Consider the following 19963-nt stretch of genomic DNA (forward strand, 5'->3'; position numbering starts at 1 on the left):
AACTGCAACGAAAAACGGGGGTTTTTCCATGCGTATGCTTCTCGCCGCTTTCGCGGCCACCACGATTCTTGCTGGCGCTGCTCAGGCAGCTTCGATCTATCCGCTTGATCGCGCTACGATTCTCGCTGGTTCACCGTTCGACTTCAAGGTCGAACTTTCCAAGCAGGTCAAGCCGGAAGATGTGAAGATCACAGTCAACGGCCAGGACTACAAGACTGTCCTCGGGGGCGAGGCCAAGTTTGTAGAACTGGAGAAGGGCAAGGACGACAAGGCTCTCGGCTCCGCTCTCATCCTGCGCGGCCTGAAGATCGCCGCTCCGGGCACCTACAAGGTTGAAGTCGCCGCCGGCGACGAAAAGAAGGCCGTGACCTGGGATGTTTACGGCACGAACGCACAGCCGAAGGCCAAGAACGTCATCTTCTTCCTCGGCGACGGCCTTTCCGTTGCTCACCGCACCGCCGCCCGCATCATGTCCAAGGGCATGACCGAAGGTAAGGCGAACGGCCGTCTGAACATGGACGACCTCGACCATATGGCCTTCATCGGCACGTCCGCCACCGATTCGGTTACCACTGACAGCGCCAACACCATGTCGGCTTATATGACCGGCCATAAGGGCGCCATCAACTCGCTCGGCGTCTATGCCGACCGCACGCTCGACACGCTGGACGATCCGCGTGTCGAAACCTTTGGCGAAGCTCTGCGCCGCCAGACCTCCAAGTCGATCGGCGTCGTCACGACCTCCGAACTTCAGGACGCGACGCCGGCTGCCGTCGTCTCCCATACCCGTCGCCGTGACGACAAGGCTGAAATTACCGGCATGCTGCTCGACGTGAAGCCGGATGTCATCCTCGGTGGCGGCTCGGCTTACTTCCTGCCCCAGGCGACTGCTGGCTCGAAGCGCAAGGATGACAAGGACTACGTCAAAATGTTCCAGGACGCCGGTTACAAGCTCGCGACCGACAAGACGGAACTCGCCGCCGCTGCCGGCGCCAACGACAGCAAGATCCTCGGCCTGTTCCACACCGGCAACATGGATACGACGCTTGATCGCGAATTCCTGAAGAAGGGCACGGTCGGCAAGTTTCCGGCCCAGCCCGGACTCGTTGAAATGACCAAGGTCGCGCTCGACAAGCTCTCGAAGAATCCGGAAGGCTTCTTCCTGATGGTCGAAGCTGCCAATATCGACAAGATGACGCATCCTCTCGACGGCGAGCGTGCTGCCATCGATACGATCGAGTTCGACAAGGCTGTCGGACTGGCGAAGGAATTCGCCGCCAGCAACCCCGACACGTTAATCGTCGTCACCGGCGATCACACTCACGGTATCACCGTCGTCGGCACGATCGACGATACGATCGAAGGTACGGAGATGCGCGAGAAGGTCGCGGGCCGCAGCTTCACCAACTATGTCGACGCCAATAATGACGGCTATCCCGACAGCGTCGACGTCTCCAAGCGCCTGGCTCTGTTCGTCAGCAACTATCCCGACCACTACGAAACCTTCCGCCCGAAGCTGGATAATCCGTACACTCCTGCCATCCAGAACGAAAAGAAGGATTACGTCGCCAACGAAGCTTACAAGGACGTTCCTGGCGCCGTCTTCGTTCCCGGTAATCTGCCGAAGAGCGCAGCCACCGGCGCCCACACCGTCGATGACGTTGTCCTGCAGTCGACCGGCCCCGGATCGGAAGGCTTCAAGGGTTACATGGAACAGAGCGACGTCTACCGCGTTCTCGCCGACGCATTCGCCCTCGGCGCCAAGCAGACGAATTAAGCACCTGTGTCCGAGGCGGCTTGCCGACCTGGGAACTTCTCATCGATCCTCATCCCGGCCGCTATGCGGCCGGGTATCCGTTTCTGGAGATCGCCATGGAAAAGCTCGTTTTGCTGAATCTCAGCCGCCGTCGTCTCATGGGCGTCATGGCCGCGCTTCCCTTCGCCCGGCCTGTTCTTGCCGATGATTCCTTGATCAGCTTTGATGAACTTTATGGAAAGTTCGGTGTGCTCGGTCTCGAATTTTCCGACAAGGTCAAGCGCCTTGCCGGCAAGGATATCAGCATCAAGGGCTTCATGGCGCCGCCGTTAAAGGCCGAAGCGCAATTCTTCGTCCTGACGGAGATACCGATGTCACTCTGCCCCTTCTGCTCTTCCGATGCAGACTGGCCGGACAATATCATCGTCGTTTATCTCGGCGAGAAGCAGACTTTCGTACAGCCGAGCCAGACGATCGAAGTGCGGGGCACGCTCGAATACGGGTCGTGGAAGGACCCGGAAACTGGCTTTGTCAGCCTGCTGCGCATCCGCCAGGCCGAATATTTCAGCGTCTGAGCATCGATGCTGGGTCTCGAAATCGAACATCTGGCCGTCAGGTTTCCCGGCCTTTCAGCGCCTGCGCTCGCCATCGACAATCTGTCGATTGCGGCGGGTAGCCGTGTCGCGGTTACCGGCGCCTCGGGCTCCGGCAAAAGCACCTTCGTCAATATCATCACCGGGCTGGAGCGGGTCCGCGAAGGCTGCATCAGCTGGAACAGCGAAGATATCGCCGGGTTCTCCGAAAGTCGCCGCGACCGCTTCCGGGCGGCCAATATCGGACTGGTCATGCAGGAGTTTCACCTGTTCTCCGGCCTGTCGGCCGTTGAAAACGTGCTGTTGCCGGCGCGGCTTGCGCATGCTGCGACGTCGGCGATCATCGCGCGCGCCCATGATCTTCTTGGCATCGTCGGTCTCAATCGCGCCGGGCAGAAGATCGAGACCATGTCGCGCGGTGAAATGCAGCGCGTGGCGATTGCCCGGGCGCTCCTGCGCAAGCCCGGCGTCATCGTCGCCGACGAGCCGACCGCCAGCCTCGATGCGGAAAGCGGCGATGCCGTCGGTGATCTGCTGCTCGATCTTGCCGTAGCCGAAGGCAGTACTCTGATCGTCGTGTCGCATGATTCCCGCCTTGCCGCCCGTCTCGATCGCCGCCTGACATTCCGCTCCGGCCGTATCATCGACGATTCCGACATTAAGGGAGCGGCCGCATGATCCGCTTCATCCTCGCCGATCTGCGCCGGTTGTGGGCCGGTTCCCTTGTTGTCGTGCTGCTGGTGGCGCTTGCCACGGCGCTCGGCGTTTCCGTCATCCTGCAGGAACGTGCCTTGCGTCTTGGCAGCGCCCGTGCGGCCGACAAGTTCGATCTCGTCATCGGCGCGGGCGGCAGCGAAACCCAGCTCGTGCTATCGTCGATCTTTCTGCAGCCGTCTGCGCTGCTGCTGATGTCCGGCGACGTTCTGGCCAAGCTTGCCGCCGATCCGCGCGTTGAATGGGCTGCCCCCGTCGGCTTCGGCGATTCCTTCTCGGGCTATCCGATTGTCGGCACGACGAGGGCGTTGACGGAAACGATTTCCGGCGGCTTTTCCGAAGGCCAGGTTTTCGCCAGTGAGGGCGAGGCTGTCATCGGCTCGAGCGTCGACCTTGCCATCGGCGGCGAGATCAAGCCGATGCACGGCACGATCGAAACCGGCGGCCATACGCATACGGAGCTCGCCTATCATGTGACGGGGCGCCTACGGCCGACAGGCACAGCCTGGGACCGCGCTATCCTCGTTCCAATCCAGGCCGTCTGGCATATCCATGGACTGGAAGCGGGCGAAGAGCATGAGCATGACCACGCCCGGGAGGCGGATCCTCATGAAGAGGCCGTACACGCGGAAGACGCTCATGAGGATGCCGACCATCATGCGGAGCCTGATCCCCATGCCGGCCTGAACGAGAGCTGGACCGCGGAAACGCCCGGTCTTCCGGCCATCCTCATCAAGCCAAAGACGATTGCCGATGCCTACAAGCTGCGGCAGGACTATCGCAACGGCACGACGATTGCCGTCTTTCCCGGCGAGGTGCTGACCAGCCTCTATGCGACGCTCGGTGATGCCAAGCAGATTCTCGTTGCTGTTGCCTCCGGCGCGCAGGGGCTCGTCGCCGCCTCGCTGATCCTCGTGACTGTCATCCATATCGGCCAGCGTCGGCGGCAGATTGGCGCGCTACGCGCCTTCGGTGCTCCCCGCGGTGCGATTTTCGGCATTGTCTGGCTGGAATTCTATGTCCTCGTCGCCGTTGGAGTCGGGCTTGGCTTTACACTCGGCTATGGCGCAGCACTCATTCTTTCCGGCTTGTTCTCGCAAAGCAGCGGCGTCAACCTGCCTGTCGGCTTTGCACGCGAAGACGGAACGCTTGCGGTGATCCTTCTCGCCTTCGCCGCTGTTCTCGCCGCCTTGCCGGCAGTGCTCGCCTACCGGCTGTCTCCGGCCCAGGCTTTGCGAGTGTGACGATTGCAGCGTGCCTGTTCCGCCACGACAAGAGCCATGCTGCAGCAATTCCATGCACAAAAATTAGACTAAAGTCATAATCCCAAAGCATCCCTCTTTCTGGCTCGTCTTTTCTGTCAAACTCTCGTTAGGCGTGTCGCGGCTAGGGGTATGCTTTGAGGAGAGTAGGCCGCGACCGTTGCTCATCACTCTGTGGAGGACAGACAATGGCAAATGTCGCAAGCGTCGACGGCGCGAAAGCCGGTCCGATGACGGGCGAGGAGAAGAAGGTTATCTTCGCCTCGTCGCTCGGCACGGTTTTCGAATGGTATGATTTCTATCTTTACGGTTCGCTCGCCACCTATATCGGCGCGACCTATTTCACCCAGTATCCGGAAGCGACGCGTAACATCTTCACGCTGCTCGCCTTCGCTGCGGGTTTCCTGGTGCGTCCGTTCGGCGCATTGGTCTTCGGCCGCCTCGGCGATCTCGTCGGCCGCAAATACACCTTCCTGGTGACCATTCTCATCATGGGCTTCTCGACCTTCCTGGTCGGCATCCTGCCGGGTGCTGCCTCCATCGGCATTGCCGCTCCGATCATCCTGATCGGCCTGCGCCTGCTGCAGGGCCTGGCGCTCGGCGGCGAATATGGCGGTGCGGCCACTTACGTTGCCGAACACGCGCCGAACGGCCGGCGCGGCTATTTCACGTCCTGGATCCAGACGACAGCAACGCTCGGTCTCTTCCTGTCGCTGATCGTCATCGTCACGGTCCAGTCGATCATGGGCTCGACCGCCTTTGCCGCTTGGGGCTGGCGCATTCCGTTCCTTGTCTCGGTCGTCCTGCTCGGTATCTCCGTCTGGATCCGGTTGAAGATGAACGAGTCGCCCGCCTTCCAGCGCATGAAGGCGGAAGGCAAGGGATCGAAGGCACCGCTGACGGAAGCATTCGGCCAGTGGAAGAATGCCAAGATCGCGCTGATCGCGCTTTTCGGCGCTACCATGGGCCAGGCGGTCATCTGGTACGGCGGTCAATTCTACGCCCTTTTCTTCCTGCAGAACGTGCTGAAGGTCGATCTTCAGTCGGCCAACATCATGGTCGCGATTGCCCTCTTCCTCGCCACGCCATTCTTCGTCATCTTCGGCGGACTGTCGGACAGGATCGGCCGCAAGCCGATCATCATGGCGGGGCTGCTCATCGCAGCGGTCACCTATTTCCCGCTGTTCAAGGCGATGACTTATACGGCAAATCCAGCCCTCTATGAGGCGCAGGCGACGATCCGGGCAACGGTGACGGTGGATCCGGCGGATTGCAAATTCCAGTTCAATCCGACCGGTACCTCCAAGTTCACCAGTTCATGCGATATCGCAACGGCGTTCCTGACCAAGAACTCGGTGCCTTATGACGTGGTGCCGGGTCCGGCCGGCCAGCCGGCGACCGTGAAGGTCGGTGACGACACGATCACCGGTTACGACGCTGTCGCAGCCGGTGCCGATGCCGCCAAGACCAATGCTGCCTTCGAAAAGGGCGTCAATCTTGCCCTTCATGATGCCGGCTATCCGCTGAAGCGCGGTGCTGCCAAGGTTGCCGATGCCAAGCTCGATGCCTTCATCGCCGCCAATCCGGAACTCACCCTCAATGCCGATGCGATACGCGCCGGCCAGAAGGAAACGCTGCCGGCCGACAAACTCGTTGCCGGCAAGCTGTTGACGGCGGATGAAGCGAAAAGTGTCACCGACATGGCCGTCTATACGATCCCTGGCGGTGGTACGTTCGCGATGGTGGCTGATCCTGCTCGCGTCAACTGGATCGGCACGATCGCCGTCCTGTTCGTGCTCGTACTTTACGTGACGATGGTCTACGGCCCGATCGCGGCGCTGCTGGTCGAGCTCTTTCCGACCCGCATCCGCTATACCGGTATGTCGCTGCCCTATCATATCGGCAACGGCTGGTTCGGCGGTCTGCTGCCTGCTACGGCCTTTGCGATGAGTGCAGCCGCCGGCAACATCTATTACGGCCTCTGGTATCCAATCGTCTTCGCATCGATCACGCTAGTCATCGGCCTGCTGTTCCTGCCGGAAACCAAGAACCGGGATATTCACGCGCTGGATTAAGGTAAGGCGGATATCCCGAAAACAAAGCCCGGCGCTCGAAAGGCGCCGGGTTTTTCATGCGTTATTTTTCTTACGCGTCATTTCTTATGCGTTTGGGAAGTATCGCTTGGACATCGGCCAGCCATCCGGCGCAAGTTTGAAAAGCAGGCCGTAGCGCGCATAGACGATTGCCGTCAGCAGCGAGAACCACGCGCCGAAGGCAAGGCCGGCAATGACATCACTTGGATAGTGCGCGCCGACCATGACACGCGTCATGCCGAGCCAGATGGCACCGGCGATGAAGGGCACCCGGTAACGCGGGAAGAGCAGGGCGAAGGCGGCAAAGAAGGCGCCCACCGTGGTTGAATGGCCTGACGGGAAACTTTCCAGCGCTGCATGGCCGGAGAAGGGTGTGAAGGAAAGCACCCCGAGGTCCTGGAAATGTTCGGGGCGCGCGCGGCCGATCGTGCGTTTCAGAAGGTTTGCGAGCAGGCCGGAAAAGACGACGGTCGTAAACAGGTAGGCGCCGATCCAGCTCACATAGAGTAGCTTGGGCCCTTGCTTTTGCACTGTTCAAAAGCTTGTAGCCGGCTCTGCCGTGGAAAAAGAGCAGGACGCTGGTGAGGATCAGCCAGGCGGAATTGCCGAAATCGGTCAACATCTCGCCGAAGCGCTGAATGGGCTCCGGCAGATGGCCGGCACCGATTGGCGCATCAAAGATCAGCATGGAAAGGATGACGGCGTTCAGCGTAATGAAAAGGCATGCGCGCCACCGCAATGGTGGCATGACGCATCTATTTCTGCGCCAGCGCCTGTCCAAGGAGACTAGAAGTTCCCGCATTCCGACTATCCGTATAACGCTTGGGTATGAGATAGGCGGTAAAAATGCACAGGATTACGACAGAGGGCGGGACTCCCGAGATTATTCTAATCAATTTTGGTAATGGCTCAATTCGTACCCTGAAGGAGAAGATCAGGCGGAGGCGAGTGAGCGTGATAGCGGTGGCAAATGCGACCCGTGCGCTGAATGCCAGACCCTGCCGTGATATCATTCATAGGAGCGGGAATGCTGGCTTCCACAAAAAAGCCCTCCGCATGAGATGCGAAGGGCCGAAAAGCGTTTCACGTGAAATATCAGGCAGAAAGGGCCTTGAACTCGTCGAGGATCGCGTCGCCCATCTCGACGGTGCCGACCTGGCGGCTGCCTGGTGCCATGATGTCGCCAGTGCGGATGCCCTTGTCGAGCACGTTGGCGATCGCCTTTTCGAGGTTGTCCGCTTCCTTGACAAGATTGAAGGAGTAGCGAAGGCACATGGCGAAGGAGGCAATCATGGCGATCGGATTGGCTATGCCCTTGCCGGCGATATCGGGCGCCGAGCCGTGAACCGGCTCATAGAGTGCCTTGCGCTTGCCGGTCTTTCCATCAGGTGCTCCGAGCGAGGCCGAAGGCAGCATCCCGAGCGAGCCGGTCAGCATGGCGGCAACGTCCGAGAGCATGTCGCCGAAGAGGTTGTCGGTGACGATGACGTCGAACTGTTTCGGCTGGCGCACGAGCTGCATGCCGCCGGCATCCGCCAGCATATGCTCGAGCTGCACGTCTGAATATTTCGCCTTGTGCGTCTCGGTCACGACCTGGTTCCAGAGCACGCCGGATTTCATGACGTTGCGCTTTTCCATGGAGCAGACGCGGTTGTTGCGGGTGCGGGCCATTTCAAAGGCGACACCGGCAATACGCTCGATCTCGTAGGTGTCGTAAACCTGCGTATCGATGCCGCGCTTCTGGCCATTGCCGAGATCGATGATTTCTTTCGGCTCGCCGAAGTAAACACCGCCCGTCAACTCGCGGATGATGAGGATGTCGAGGCCTTCGACCAATTCCGGCTTCAGCGAGGAAGCGGAGGCGAGTGCGGGATAGCAGATCGCCGGACGCAGATTGGCAAAGAGTTCCAGATCCTTGCGCAGGCGCAGCAGGCCGGCTTCCGGGCGTACTTCGTAGGGAACGCTATCCCACTTCGGGCCGCCGACGGCGCCGAAGAGCACAGCGTCGGCTGCAAGCGCCTTCTTCATGTCGTCTTCGGAGATCGCTGCGCCATGCGCATCATAGGCGCAGCCGCCGACGAGGCCTTCGTCGGTGGCGAAGCCGGCATTCATCGCCTCGTTCATATAAGCGATGATCTTGCGGACTTCACCCATGGCTTCGGGGCCGATACCGTCACCCGGCAGCAGGAAAAGATTGCGCACTGTCATGAAACCCTCCGCGGAAAAACAAGCTGCGGCTTCTTAGACCCCGGAAATGGGCATTTCAAGCGAGAGAAGAGGTGAATCGGTACGCTTGCCTCCGCGTCATGTGATGTCTGACAAGGTTGCTCCCGTGCCTGCAAACGAGCTAGAACGACAGCCTTGCCTTCTTTCTCTGGATATTCTCCCATGTCTTTTACGCCCCTCCATCTCGACACTCCTCTGATCCGGACAGCGCCCGATTTCAGCGCCAGCGGCAAGCCGCTTTGGTTAAAGCTCGATGCGCTACAGCCTTCAGGCAGCTTCAAGCTGCGTGGTGTCGGCCGGCTTTGCCAGCATGAGGTTCAAAACGGTGCGCGTGAGATCTTCTGCGCCTCCGGCGGCAATGCCGGCGTTGCCGCAGCCTATGCCGGACGGGCACTTGGCGTGCCTGTTACGATCGTCGTGCCTGAGACGACGGCACCTGACGTGCGCCGAACGATTGCCGCAACGGGCGCCAATGTGCTGGTTCATGGTTCTGTCTTCGATGAGGCCAATGCGCATGCGATCGAACTCGCCGAAAGCCGCAAGGCGACCTATGTGCATCCTTTCGACCATCCGCTCCTGTGGGATGGCCATGCGACGCTGATCGATGAGGTGGTGGCAAAGGGTGCCAAATTCGATTGCGTCGTTACCAGCATCGGCGGTGGCGGTCTGCTTGCCGGCATCGTCGAGGGGCTGAAGCGGAACGGGCTTTCGGACGTGCCTGTCATTGCCGTCGAGACGGAAGGAGCTGCATCATTTCATGCAAGCCTCAAGGCCAATGAGCGTATTTCGCTGCCGGCCATTACATCGATTGCCACCTCCCTCGGCGCGCGGCAGGTGGCGCAGCATGTCTTCGATCTGCCGAAGCATCACCCGATCGAAAGTGTTCTCGTCAGCGATGCCGATGCCGTGGCCGCTTGCCTGAAATTTGCCGATGCGCAGCGCATCCTGGTCGAACCGGCCTGTGGTGCCGCACTTGCCGTTGCCGATGTGCATGCCGATCTGCTGTCTCGCTTCGACAATCCGCTCATCGAAGTCTGCGGCGGCATCGGTGTGTCGCTCGAAAAGCTTGATCTCTGGAAAGAGAAGTTTCTCTGAGATCCGGACAAAGAAAAAGCCGGGCGAAAGCCCGGCTCGATCTCAAAGCAATTTAGTGAGGCTCAGGCAGCCCAGGGGTGCGAAGCGGCGTTCTTCTTTTCGAACTCGTCGATCGCCTTGCCCTTTTCCATGGTCAGGCCGATATCATCGAGGCCGTTCAGCAGGCAGTGGCGCTTGAACTCGTCGAGATCGAACTTGATCGAGCCGCCGTCCGGACCGGTGATTTCGAGGTTTTCAAGGTCGACCGTCAGAATGGCGTTGGAGCCGCGCTCGGCGTCGTCCATCAGCTTGTCGAGGTCTTCGTGGCTGACCTGGATCGGCAGGATGCCGTTCTTGAAGCAGTTGTTATAGAAGATGTCGGCGAAGCTGGTCGAGATCACGCAGCGGATGCCGAAATCGAGCAGCGCCCATGGAGCGTGTTCGCGCGAGGAGCCGCAGCCGAAATTGTCACCGGCAACCAGAATCTTTGCCTCGCGGTAAGCCGGCTTGTTCAGCACGAAATCGGGGTTTTCGGAGCCGTCTTCGTTGTAGCGGGCTTCGGCGAAAAGGCCCTTACCAAGGCCGGTGCGCTTGATGGTCTTCAGATAGTCCTTCGGAATGATCATGTCGGTGTCGATGTTGACGACCGGCAGAGGGGCTGCAACGCCCGTGAGCTTCACGAATTTATCCATGACCTATGCTCCATTTCAGCAAAACGTACTTTCTGATTTTGCATCTATTCCAGTTTCCCGCCGAAATGAAGAAGAATCTTTCGTTGACGGAGGCCACGTGGTGTTTCGCGTGGCCTGCCGATTACGCGTGTCCCTTTACTTGGACGGTGCATTCAGGCCCCAGAGCACGCCGAACGGATCACGAAGCTGGCCGTAGCGATCACCCCAGAACATCAGTTCGACCGGCATGACGACTTCGGCGCCGGCAGCCACTGCGCGGTTCCACCAGAAATCGATATCGTCGATCACCAGCTGGATGGCGAAGCCCTCATGGCCTTTGAAGGCATGGCCATATTCCGGATAGGCATCCGACAGCATGAGCGAGCTGCCATTGATATAGAGATGCACGTGCATCGTCCGGCCGCTTTCGTCGACCGGCACGAGATAGGCTTCTTCAGCGCCGAAAGCTTTCTTGTAGAATTCCGCAGCCTTTACCGCGCCGTCGACCGTCAGATAGGGAAGCAGGCCGTTCTTGACCGGCGGCATCTTGGTCTGGTTGCTCTCCGTCGCATCCATGCTCGTCCTCCATTCGTTTTTAAAGTGCCGGCTGAATGCCTGGCTGCTTCAAGGACGTAGCATGGGAACGTGAGCCGACAATGTCGGTCAGAATTTTCAGAGAAAATGATCAGAGATCGATGATCGTGCCGCGGCCGTCGTTCCAGATGCGCATCTCGCGCTTACCATCGGCGCGGGCGCGGACGGGAGCGGGCTTCATCTTCATCGAAAGGGCGCGGCCGACCATGAGCACGGTCAGGATGCCGCCAACGGCGAGCGTGACCGAGAAGGTGAGAAGCAGCATGGCCACGAAAACGGTGGCGCCGGCAAGCATGAAGAAGATGGAGCGAATGTTCTGCATTGGTTTGAAACCTTTCTACGGAAAGGAATGTGGTCCTTCTTTTTCCTCTCTGCAAGCCAAGCATGGCTTTTTGTTGTCTTGCCGGGCTTTGCGAAGCTTGGCACTAATGGTCCATGAGCCGAACACCACCTCTTCGTTCCCTGCGTCTGCGCCGCTCGGTGTTGAGCGTACCCGCCATCAATGCGCGTGCGCTTGAAAAGACCCATTCCCTTGATTGCGATGCGGTTATTCTCGATCTGGAGGATTCCGTCGCGCCCGAGAAGAAGGCGGAAGCGCGCGACAATCTGAAGGCCTTTTTTGCCGGGCCGCTGCTTGAGGGCAAGGAAAGGATCATCCGTATCAATTCTTTGTCATCCGGATTCGGGCTGGCGGATTTGGAACTGATCAAGGCGCTTTCGCCCGATGCCGTTCTGCTTCCAAAGGTGGATGAGCCACAGGATGTAATGGCTGTCAGCGATCTGCTTGCCGAGGCCTATGCGCCGGAGGAGTTGCGCATCTGGGCGATGATCGAGACGCCGCGTGGCGTGCTGAATGCTGCAGCGATCGCCGAATCCGGCCGCACGCCGGGCTCGCGGCTCGATTGCCTCGTCGTCGGCCTCAACGACCTGCGCAAGGAAACGGGCGTCTTGCCGCAGTCGGGGCGGACCTATCTCGTGCCCTGGCTGATGCAGGTCGTTCTGGCGGTCAAGGCCTATGGGCTCGATGCGCTTGACAGCGTCTTCAACGATTTCCGGGATGGCGAAGGCTTCAATGTCGAATGCGGTCAGGGCCGCGCCATGGGTTTTACCGGCAAGATGCTGATCCACCCGGCACAGATTGCAGCCGCTAACACGCATTTCGGACCTGACGCGGAGGAGATTGCGGAGGCGGAGGCCATCATCGCCGCCTTCGCCGATCCGGCGACCGAGGGGCTCAATGTCATCAATGCGAACGGGCGGATGATCGAGCGGCTGCATCTTGTCCTGGCCGAAGCTCTGGTCCATAAAGCTCGCCTGATTTCTGCAAGAAAGCCCGCCTGATGAAACTCTACCGCTTCCTGACCGGTCTCGACGACGCCTCCTTTTGCCACAAGGTAACAGCGGCGCTGAACAAGGGCTGGTCGCTGTCCGGCTCGCCCACCTATGGCTTCAATGCTGCGACCGGCCAGATGCAGTGCGGCCAGGCCGTCGTCAAGGAGGTCGAGGGCAAGGATTATCACCCGGACATGAAGCTGTCCGAGCAGTAAGCTTAACGCTCTGCCGCCTCTTCGGCGCTTGCCTCGATGCGTTCCATGTCATCGTCGCTGAGGCCGAAGTGGTGGCCGATCTCATGGATCAGCACATGGGTGATGATGTCGCCCAGCGTTTCGTCGTTTTCGGCCCAGTAATCGAGGATCGGACGGCGATAGAGGCGGATGCGGTTCGGCATCTCGCCGGTTTCCACGGTAAAGCGCTCCGAAATGCCGCGGCCCTCGAAAAGGCCCAGCAGGTCAAAGGGCGTTTCCAGCGCCATATCTTCAAAAACTTCGTCGTCGGGGAAGTCTTCGATTTCGATGGTCAGATTGGTCGTCAGCTTACGAAATTCGTCCGGCAGATGACTGTAGGCCTCCATTGCCAGCGACTCGAAGGTGCTGATCGTCGGCGCATGGCGGTCCCGCCAATCATCGCTCTGGTCTATGCGGGCCATAAGTATTCCTTCCTTTGCCGGCCCATATAGAACCTTTATCGCCGATTTTCGAGTGCGGAATCAAAGGCAGGAATAAATTCTTATGAAATGATCATTGACTCTTCATTAGAGCTCTGGAATCTATAAGAACATAACAGGAACAAGACGAGTGGGGAGAACGCCATGGCGCAGACCGCCCTGGCGCGCGAGCGGCTTTTTGCGCTCCGCGAAACCATTGCCCGACTGGAGGGAAAACCCGCGCCGGCGCTTGCCGCGGCGGAACGGGAGGCTCTGGCGGAAGGACACGAGAGGCGGCAGGAGTGTATTCTGCCACGCCTGCCTTTCGGTGTGGAACCGTTCGATGACGCCTTGGAAGGCGGCCTTCAGCTCGATGCGATTACCGAATTCCGCGCGGCGAGCTCCGGTGATGCAGGGGCGGCAAGCGGTCTGGCGATGGCCATTGTGGCGCGACTGCAGAAGCAGGAGGAGGATACCGGCAGGTTGCTGCCGCTGCTCTGGATCAGTGATGCCGTCGGCACACTGGAGGCGGGTCGTCCTTATGCTCCGGGGCTGAAGGATTTCGGGCTGAAGCCGGAAAGGTTTTTCCATGCCGCGCCGCGCAAGCTGGAGGATGCGCTCTGGCTGGCGGAAGCGGCCATCGAAAGTGCTGCCTTCTCGGCTGTCGTCTTCGAAGTGCGCGGCAATCCCCTGCATTTCGGCCTGACCGAAAGTCGCAGACTCAGCCTCAGGGCGCGCGCCGTCCACCGCCCACTCTTTCTTGTCCGTCAAGCGGGAGAGGAGGAGGCAAGCAGTGCCGCCTTCCGCCTGCATGTCGAACCGGCGCCGTCGGGCCTGCGGCCGCTGCCGGACGGATCAAAACTTTCCGTCAGTATCGGCAATCCGATTTTCCGTCTCACGCTGGAGAAGAGCCGCAATCCGGCCCCGCTCTCCTTTCTTCTGGAGTGGAACCCTCATGAACGCGAATTTTTCCCTGTCGACGAACCAAGCTTCGCTCGTCCTCCAGGCGAACAGTCAGCGCATTCTGGCGCTCAGTTTTCCGCATCTGGCAACGGACCGCATCGCCCGCAAGCGATGGGGGCTGTCCTGGCGCTCGAAAGGGCGTCCTGAGAAGCCGCCGATCGTCTGTTCCGGCAAGCTCAACAATGCCATGCGGCTGACGGCGCTGGACGAATTCGCCGAAAAGCTGGGCTTGCGGAAAGAGCAGGGCGTTGCCGAAGCGCGCGCCATGTTTCCGGCGCTTGATGTCCTGGAGGAAGATCCAGCAGCCGATCGACGGTTACTGGAAGGGATCGCCGACTGGTGCGACCGCTATACGCCGATGGTCGCGCTCGACGGCAAGGACGGGCTGTTTCTCGATATTACCGGCTGCGCCCATCTCTTCGGCGGTGAGGTGGCGCTTCTCAAGGATATTCTGTCCCGGCTCTTCCATATGGGGCTCGATGTGCGGGGTGCGATCTCCTCATCGCCGGGTCTTTCCTGGGCAGTCTCCCGTTTCGGGCAGGGCGGCGTCGTGGAGGATGAAGAGATGGAGCGCATGCTGATGCCGCTGCCTGTCGCGGCCTTGCGGCTGGAGGGCCAGACCGTCGATGCTCTTAGGAAACTTGGCCTCAAATACGTCGGCGATGTCATTCATGCGCCGCGGGCGCCGCTGACCCGCCGCTTCGGGCCAACGCTGCTTCTGCGCCTTGATCAGGCGCTCGGCCGTGAGGAAGAACCCATCTCTCCTCGGCTTCCTGTCGCCAGCCTCTCATCCGAACGCCGTCTGGTCGAGCCGATCGGCACGGAAGAGCAGATCCTCGCCGTTACCGGGCAGGTCGCCGTGTCGCTAAAGCCGTCCCTGGAAGCGCGCGGCGCCGGTGGGCGGGTGTTCGAACTGGTGCTGTTTCGTGTCGACGGCAGGGTTTTCCGCATTTCCGTCGGTGCCTCCCGGCCGCTTCGTGAACCGAAGCTCATTGCCGGGCTGTTTTCCGAGCGGTTGCAGGTGATCTATGACGGTATCGATGCCGGCTATGGTTTCGAGATCTTGCGCCTGAACGTGCTGCGGCATGACCCGTTCAACGAGGCGCAGGGCGATTTCGAGGGCGACCGGCAGGGGGAGATCTCGCTTTCGAGTTTTGTCGACCGTGTCGCGGCCCGGCTTGGTTCGGACTGCCTGCAAAGCTTCCAGCTTCGCGAGAGCCATGTGCCGGAGCGCGCCGTGATCACGGTGCCGGCAATGGAGAGCCTTCCGGCCCGGCGGAAAGCGGAACAGGGCAATGCGCTGCCTTTTCGTGAGGAGCGTCCGCTGCGGCTTTTTGCAACGCCGGAGCCGGTCGAGGTCGCATTTGCCGAAGTGCCTGATGGTGCGCCGCAGACTTTCCGTTGGCGTCGCCTGCAGCATCAGGTGGCGAGGAGCGAAGGCCCTGAACGGATTGCCATGGAATGGTGGATCGATGGCGATGATGCCGAAGCGCGAGACTATTTCCGGATCGAGGATGAGGCCGGACATCGCTTCTGGATCTATCGCCGGGGTCTCTACGGTGAGAACCCCGATCCTCGCTGGTTCATGCAGGGGGTCTTTGCATGAGGCCCGAACCCGCATTTTTCGAGATCGGTGCGAAGACGAATTTCTCGTTCCTGGAAGGTGCTTCGAAGCCTGAAGAGATGGTCGTGCAGGCCGCTTGGCTGAAGCTCGGCGGTCTCGGCATTGCGGACCGGAATTCGGTTGCCGGTGTAGTGCGGGCTCATGCGCAGGCAGAACAGCTCAGAGAGAGATACAGGAACAGGGATGCGATTTTAGCCGAGGCGAAGAAGAAGGGAAAAATGGAGATCATTCTCGACCCTGTCCGGGTTCAGCCGGGCGCCCGTCTCGTTTTTTCGGATGGAACGCCTGATATCCTTGCCTATCCGCAAAACCGGCGGGGCTGGGCAAATCTCTGCCGCCTTCTCAGCGCCGGCAATCTGAAGGACGAAGCTGTAAAGGGAACCTGCATCCTGACGGAAGCGGAGCTTATGGAATGGGGTGACGAGATGATGCTCGCCCTTATCCCCGATCGGGCCGCCGTGAATGATCCTGCCCGCCAGTCGGCACTTGAAGAGTATCTGGAACGGTTTCGCAAACGCTTCCGCAAGGCATTTTTTCTGGCGCTGTCGCCGACCTATGACGGCCGCGACCGGCAGGCTTTTGCAGCGCTTGCCATGCTTGCCGTCCGCAACCGGGTGCCGCTGATTGCGACCAATCAGCCACTCTATCATGACCCCGGGCGCCGGCCGCTTTCGGATATCGTGATCGCCATACGGGAGCATGTGGAGATATCGAAAGCCGGATTCCTTCTGGCGCCGAATGGAGAGCGGTATCTCAAGGATTCACGTGAAATATCCAGGGTCTTCCGAGATTACAGAGATGCGGTCGAGAATACGCAGCTGTTTTTCGGCAAGCTGACCTTTTCGTTGAACGAGCTGAAACACAATTATCCCCCTGAAAACGATCCAGGTGAAACGCCGCAGGAAACTCTCGAAAGGCTGACCAGAGCGGGTGCGCTAGTACGTTATCCTGGTGGCGTTCCCGAGAAAGTGGCCAAGCAGATCGATTATGAGCTGAAGCTCATCGGCGACAAGAATTACGCTTCCTATTTCTTGACGGTTCACAAGATCATTCATCACGCCCGCTATGTGCTCGAAGTTCTCTGTCAGGGGCGAGGGTCGGCGGCCAATTCAGTCATCTGCTATTGCCTGGAGATCACGGAAGTCGATCCCACAAAGACCACGCTTCTCTTCGACCGGTTCATTTCGATGGATCGGGACGAACCGCCGGATATTGACGTCGATTTCGAGCATGATCGACGGGAAGAGGTCATCCAGTCCATTTATAAAAGATATGGCCGTGAGCATGCCGGTCTGACGGCGGCTGTCACCAGCTATCGCACCCGTTCGGCCGGCCGTGAGGTCGCCAAGGCCTTCGGTCTGTCGGAGGATGTTCAATCTGCGATCAGCAGTCTCGTCTGGGGTTGGTCGGAGGATAATCTCTCCGAACGGGACGCGAAGGCGGCCGGCCTCGATATCAAAGACCCGGTGACACAGAACGTGCTCAAATATGCCTCCGAGCTTCTTGGCTTTCCCCGTCACCTTACCCAGCATGTCGGTGGTTTTGTCATTACCCGGGATCGGCTTGATGAAGTGGTGCCGATTATGAAGACGGCGATGCCGGATCGTTACATGATCGAGTGGGACAAGGATGATCTCGACAATGTCCAAATCCTCAAGGTGGATGTGCTGGCGCTCGGCATGCTGACTTGCTTACGCAGGGCCTTCACGCTGCTTGAGCTACACTACGATGTGAAAAAGACACTCGCCGACCTCGGCAATAAGGAGCACGGAGAGGAAGGCGAGCCAGTTTATAAGATGATGTGGCGTGCGGATACGCTTGGCGTTTTCCAGATCGAAAGTCGGGCACAGATGAGTATGTTACCGCGTCTCCGCCCAAAAGAATTCTATGATCTCGTCATTGAAGTAGCGATTGTTCGTCCGGGGCCGATCCAAGGTGACATGGTTCATCCCTATCTGAAACGTCGGGAGGCAAGGGATAAGAATATCCCGATTGAATATCCGAGTCCGCAGCTAAAGGATGTTCTCAAAAGAACTCTTGGGGTTCCCTTGTTTCAAGAGCAAGCGATGCAGATCGCCATCACTGCTGCCGGATTCAAGCCAGCGGAAGCCGACCGCCTCCGACGGTCAATGGCGACCTTCAAAAGAACAGGCACAATCGATAATTTTGAAGAGCGATTTGTCGAGGGCATGGTTGAGAATGACTATCCTCGCGAATTCGCGGAGCAATGTTTCAAGCAGATCAAAGGTTTCGGCGAATACGGTTTCCCAGAAAGCCATGCAGCTTCTTTTGCACTGCTCGTCTACGCCTCTTCGTGGTTGAAGGCCTATTATCCCGACGCCTTCTGCGCTGCGATGCTGAACTCACAGCCAATGGGATTCTATGCGCCGGCGCAGCTGGTGCGGGATGCGCGCGAGCACGGGGTGGAAATCTTGTCGGCCGATATCAATCGCTCGGATTGGGAATGCACCCTTGAGGAAGCGGTTTTTGACCGAGCAAGTGTCGATTTTCGCCACGGTGAGATGCGAAATATCATTAAGACTCGCCACGCTGTGCGACTTGGCCTTCTGCAGATCAAGGGTGTTTCCATTAAAGATATGGAGCAGCTCGTCGAGAATCGTGGCGAGGGTTACCATTCTGTGCGTGATCTCTGGCTGCGCTCCGGTTTGCAGAAATCCGTTATCGAACGGCTGGCGGATGCGGATGCTTTCCAATCTCTTCAGTTATCACGACGTCAGGCGCTCTGGGCGGTGCGGGCGCTGGATGTGAAAAGCGCAACCGAGGAGCTGCCGCTCTTCGAGAAGGTCCGCCATATCGATCTTCAGCCTGAGCCGGCTGCGAAGCTGCCGGATATGCTGCCGGGAGAACAGGTCATCGAGGATTACCGTTACCTGTCGCTATCCTTGAAAGGGCACCCCGTTTCCTTCCTGCGCGAGGAGTTAGGCAAGGCAGGTGTGACGCGCAATGTCGATCTGCTTCGTGTCGCGAATGGGAGACGAGTGACGATCGCGGGGCTGGTGCTGGTGCGCCAGCAGCCGGGTTCGGCGAAAGGTGTGATCTTCATGACGTTGGAGGATGAGACCGGTGTTGCCAATGCCATCGTCTGGAAGAAGGTCTTCGAAAAATACCGCGCAGTGGTCATGGGCGCTCGGCTTGTGAAGATCTACGGCAAATTACAAAGCCAGAGCGGTGTCATCCATACCGTCGTCGAACATATCGAGGATATGACGCCGCTACTCGGTATCCTTCAGCGAGAGATAAAACGCTTTGGCGTCAGCGAGCGCTCGGACGAGGTGCTGCGCCCGACACAGGATCATCGACAGCGGAAGGCGGCGGATATTCTGGCGCGGGACAACCTGCTCAGAAAGATCGGCGAGCGAAGCCCATCAGAACAAGCGAAAGATGGTGATATCGCAGAGACTGCGAGCGTGATGCCGCGCGGGCGTAATTTTCACTGATGGGCCTTGCAGCCAGGAAATTGATGCTTCTTAAGGACTTAAGGATGCGCTCGCTGGCGTGTGATATCCTGTCGCTGAATCGTGATCGGATGAGGGTCGCGAATTTTCTTGACAGTTCCCATCTTCTTTTGCAGAAAACACGATAGTAAGTGTCATGTTTGGAATGAAGACGTGCTCGTCTGCAGTTGCAATTACATAACCGACAAGGAAATCCGGGACGTCATCAACAATCTTCTCGATGAAGATTGTTGGCAGCTTATCGTGCCGGCGAAGGTCTATCACGCCATGGCCAAACGCGGCCGTTGCTGCGGCTGTTTCCCGAACGTTGTCGATATCATCATCCAGACAACCGAAGATTATCATGCCCGTCGCCACTCGACGGAGACGGAAATATTTGATTTCATGTCCCGCTTGAAACAATTCCACGAGGAAAACAGGAGAGCGGACATTGAAAGGCGACAAAAAAGTCATCGAGCGGCTTAACGAGGCCCTTTTTCTAGAGCTCGGTGCAGTCAACCAGTATTGGGTCCACTATCGCCTTCTTGAGGACTGGGGTTACACCAAGCTCGCCAAGAAGGAACGTGCCGAATTGATCGAGGAAATGCACCATGCCGACCGTCTGGTCGCGCGCATCATCTTCCTCGAAGGCCATCCCAATCTACAGACGCTTGCGCCGCTGCGCATCGGTCAGAACGTCAAGGAAGTTCTGGAGGCCGATCTTGCCGGCGAATATGACGCCCGCACTGCCTACAAGAAATCGCGCGATATCTGTCATGACGCCGGCGACTATGTTTCCATGAAGCTTTTCGAAGAGCTGTTGGCAGACGAGGAAGGCCATATCGACTTCCTCGAAACGCAGCTCGAACTGCTCGAGAAGATCGGCGAAGCCAAATATGGTCAGCTCAACGCAGATTCGGCCAACGAAGCCGAATAATTCGCAGTCGGCAATCT

The 19963-nt window shown here is 58.9% G+C and carries 18 protein-coding genes and 1 pseudogene; 13 read left to right on the plus strand and 6 right to left on the minus strand.

Features of this window, described 5'->3' with window-relative positions; genetic code table 11:
* Window positions 1–28: 28 nt before the first annotated feature.
* The 5 genes from ACR9ZQ_RS26120 (at window position 29) to ACR9ZQ_RS26140 (ending at window position 6400) form a co-directional block, all read left to right on the plus strand.
* A complete protein-coding gene (locus tag ACR9ZQ_RS26120) occupies window positions 29–1777 on the plus strand; it encodes an alkaline phosphatase (RefSeq protein WP_310389737.1) in 1749 nt (582 codons plus the stop codon).
* 95 nt (window positions 1778–1872) lie between these two features.
* Entirely contained in the window at window positions 1873–2331 is a 459-nt protein-coding gene (locus ACR9ZQ_RS26125) for a hypothetical protein (protein WP_481429358.1), read from the plus strand.
* 6 nt (window positions 2332–2337) lie between these two features.
* Window positions 2338–3027, plus strand: a complete 690-nt coding sequence (locus ACR9ZQ_RS26130; RefSeq protein ID WP_481429033.1) for an ABC transporter ATP-binding protein — start codon at window positions 2338–2340, stop codon at window positions 3025–3027.
* Window positions 3024–4307, plus strand: a complete 1284-nt coding sequence (locus ACR9ZQ_RS26135; RefSeq protein WP_481429034.1) for an FtsX-like permease family protein — start codon at window positions 3024–3026, stop codon at window positions 4305–4307. The genes ACR9ZQ_RS26130 and ACR9ZQ_RS26135 overlap by 4 nt, the downstream gene beginning before the upstream one ends.
* Before the next feature lie 206 nt (window positions 4308–4513).
* On the plus strand, window positions 4514–6400 hold the full coding sequence (locus tag ACR9ZQ_RS26140) for an MFS transporter (protein WP_310389730.1): 1887 nt from the start codon (window positions 4514–4516) through the stop codon (window positions 6398–6400).
* An 84-nt stretch (window positions 6401–6484) separates the two neighbouring features.
* On the opposite strand, the pseudogene lpxE reads toward ACR9ZQ_RS26140, so the two are convergent.
* Window positions 6485–7220: pseudogene (lpxE, locus tag ACR9ZQ_RS26145) on the minus strand (lipid A 1-phosphatase LpxE).
* Window positions 7221–7513: 293 nt separating this feature from the next.
* Window positions 7514–8626 (minus strand): 3-isopropylmalate dehydrogenase, encoded by a 1113-nt coding sequence (gene leuB / locus ACR9ZQ_RS26150; RefSeq protein ID WP_113183662.1) that lies wholly within the window; start codon window positions 8624–8626, stop codon window positions 7514–7516.
* 180 nt (window positions 8627–8806) lie between these two features.
* On the opposite strand from leuB, the gene ACR9ZQ_RS26155 reads away from it, so the two are divergent.
* Window positions 8807–9739: a pyridoxal-phosphate dependent enzyme gene (locus ACR9ZQ_RS26155; protein ID WP_310389725.1), complete on the plus strand. Its 933-nt coding sequence runs from the start codon at window positions 8807–8809 to the stop codon at window positions 9737–9739.
* A gap of 62 nt (window positions 9740–9801) precedes the next feature.
* Here ACR9ZQ_RS26155 and leuD read toward each other — a convergent pair whose 3' ends face one another.
* The 3 genes from leuD to ACR9ZQ_RS26170 all read right to left on the minus strand — a co-directional run bounded on the left by leuD (window position 9802) and on the right by ACR9ZQ_RS26170 (window position 11305).
* Complete coding sequence (gene leuD / locus ACR9ZQ_RS26160) at window positions 9802–10410, minus strand: 3-isopropylmalate dehydratase small subunit (protein ID WP_113322202.1); 609 nt, start codon at window positions 10408–10410, stop codon at window positions 9802–9804.
* A gap of 135 nt (window positions 10411–10545) precedes the next feature.
* Window positions 10546–10965: a VOC family protein gene (locus tag ACR9ZQ_RS26165; protein ID WP_310389722.1), complete on the minus strand. Its 420-nt coding sequence runs from the start codon at window positions 10963–10965 to the stop codon at window positions 10546–10548.
* 109 nt (window positions 10966–11074) lie between these two features.
* Window positions 11075–11305, minus strand: coding sequence for a hypothetical protein (locus tag ACR9ZQ_RS26170; protein ID WP_007824784.1), 231 nt, complete (start codon window positions 11303–11305; stop codon window positions 11075–11077).
* 113 nt (window positions 11306–11418) lie between these two features.
* On the opposite strand from ACR9ZQ_RS26170, the gene ACR9ZQ_RS26175 reads away from it, so the two are divergent.
* Window positions 11419–12324, plus strand: coding sequence for an HpcH/HpaI aldolase/citrate lyase family protein (locus tag ACR9ZQ_RS26175; protein WP_310389720.1), 906 nt, complete (start codon window positions 11419–11421; stop codon window positions 12322–12324).
* On the plus strand, window positions 12324–12530 hold the full coding sequence (locus ACR9ZQ_RS26180) for a DUF1737 domain-containing protein (protein ID WP_310389718.1): 207 nt from the start codon (window positions 12324–12326) through the stop codon (window positions 12528–12530). The genes ACR9ZQ_RS26175 and ACR9ZQ_RS26180 overlap by 1 nt, the downstream gene beginning before the upstream one ends.
* Before the next feature lie 2 nt (window positions 12531–12532).
* Here the strand turns inward: ACR9ZQ_RS26180 and ACR9ZQ_RS26185 are convergent, their stop codons facing one another.
* The gene (locus tag ACR9ZQ_RS26185; protein WP_310389716.1) at window positions 12533–12970 is read right to left on the minus strand and encodes a metallopeptidase family protein; all 438 of its coding nucleotides are present in this window, start codon (window positions 12968–12970) and stop codon (window positions 12533–12535) included.
* Between the two features lie 162 nt (window positions 12971–13132).
* Between ACR9ZQ_RS26185 and ACR9ZQ_RS26190 the strand changes: the two genes are divergently transcribed.
* The 5 genes from ACR9ZQ_RS26190 to bfr all read left to right on the plus strand — a co-directional run bounded on the left by ACR9ZQ_RS26190 (window position 13133) and on the right by bfr (window position 19946).
* Window positions 13133–14077 (plus strand): ImuA family protein, encoded by a 945-nt coding sequence (locus ACR9ZQ_RS26190; RefSeq protein ID WP_310389714.1) that lies wholly within the window; start codon window positions 13133–13135, stop codon window positions 14075–14077.
* A gap of 10 nt (window positions 14078–14087) precedes the next feature.
* Complete coding sequence (locus ACR9ZQ_RS26195; protein WP_481429359.1) at window positions 14088–15536, plus strand: Y-family DNA polymerase; 1449 nt, start codon at window positions 14088–14090, stop codon at window positions 15534–15536.
* Window positions 15533–19012 (plus strand): error-prone DNA polymerase, encoded by a 3480-nt coding sequence (locus ACR9ZQ_RS26200; RefSeq protein WP_481429035.1) that lies wholly within the window; start codon window positions 15533–15535, stop codon window positions 19010–19012. The genes ACR9ZQ_RS26195 and ACR9ZQ_RS26200 overlap by 4 nt, the downstream gene beginning before the upstream one ends.
* Window positions 19013–19120: 108 nt before the next feature.
* Window positions 19121–19495, plus strand: coding sequence for a BFD-like (2Fe-2S) protein (locus ACR9ZQ_RS26205; RefSeq protein ID WP_081493316.1), 375 nt, complete (start codon window positions 19121–19123; stop codon window positions 19493–19495).
* Entirely contained in the window at window positions 19461–19946 is a 486-nt protein-coding gene (gene bfr, locus ACR9ZQ_RS26210) for a bacterioferritin (RefSeq protein WP_481429036.1), read from the plus strand. Before ACR9ZQ_RS26205 ends, bfr begins: the two co-directional genes overlap by 35 nt.
* Window positions 19947–19963 lie beyond the last annotated feature (17 nt).

It is taken from the genome of Rhizobium sp. KNZ14-9A (assembly GCF_056755015.1).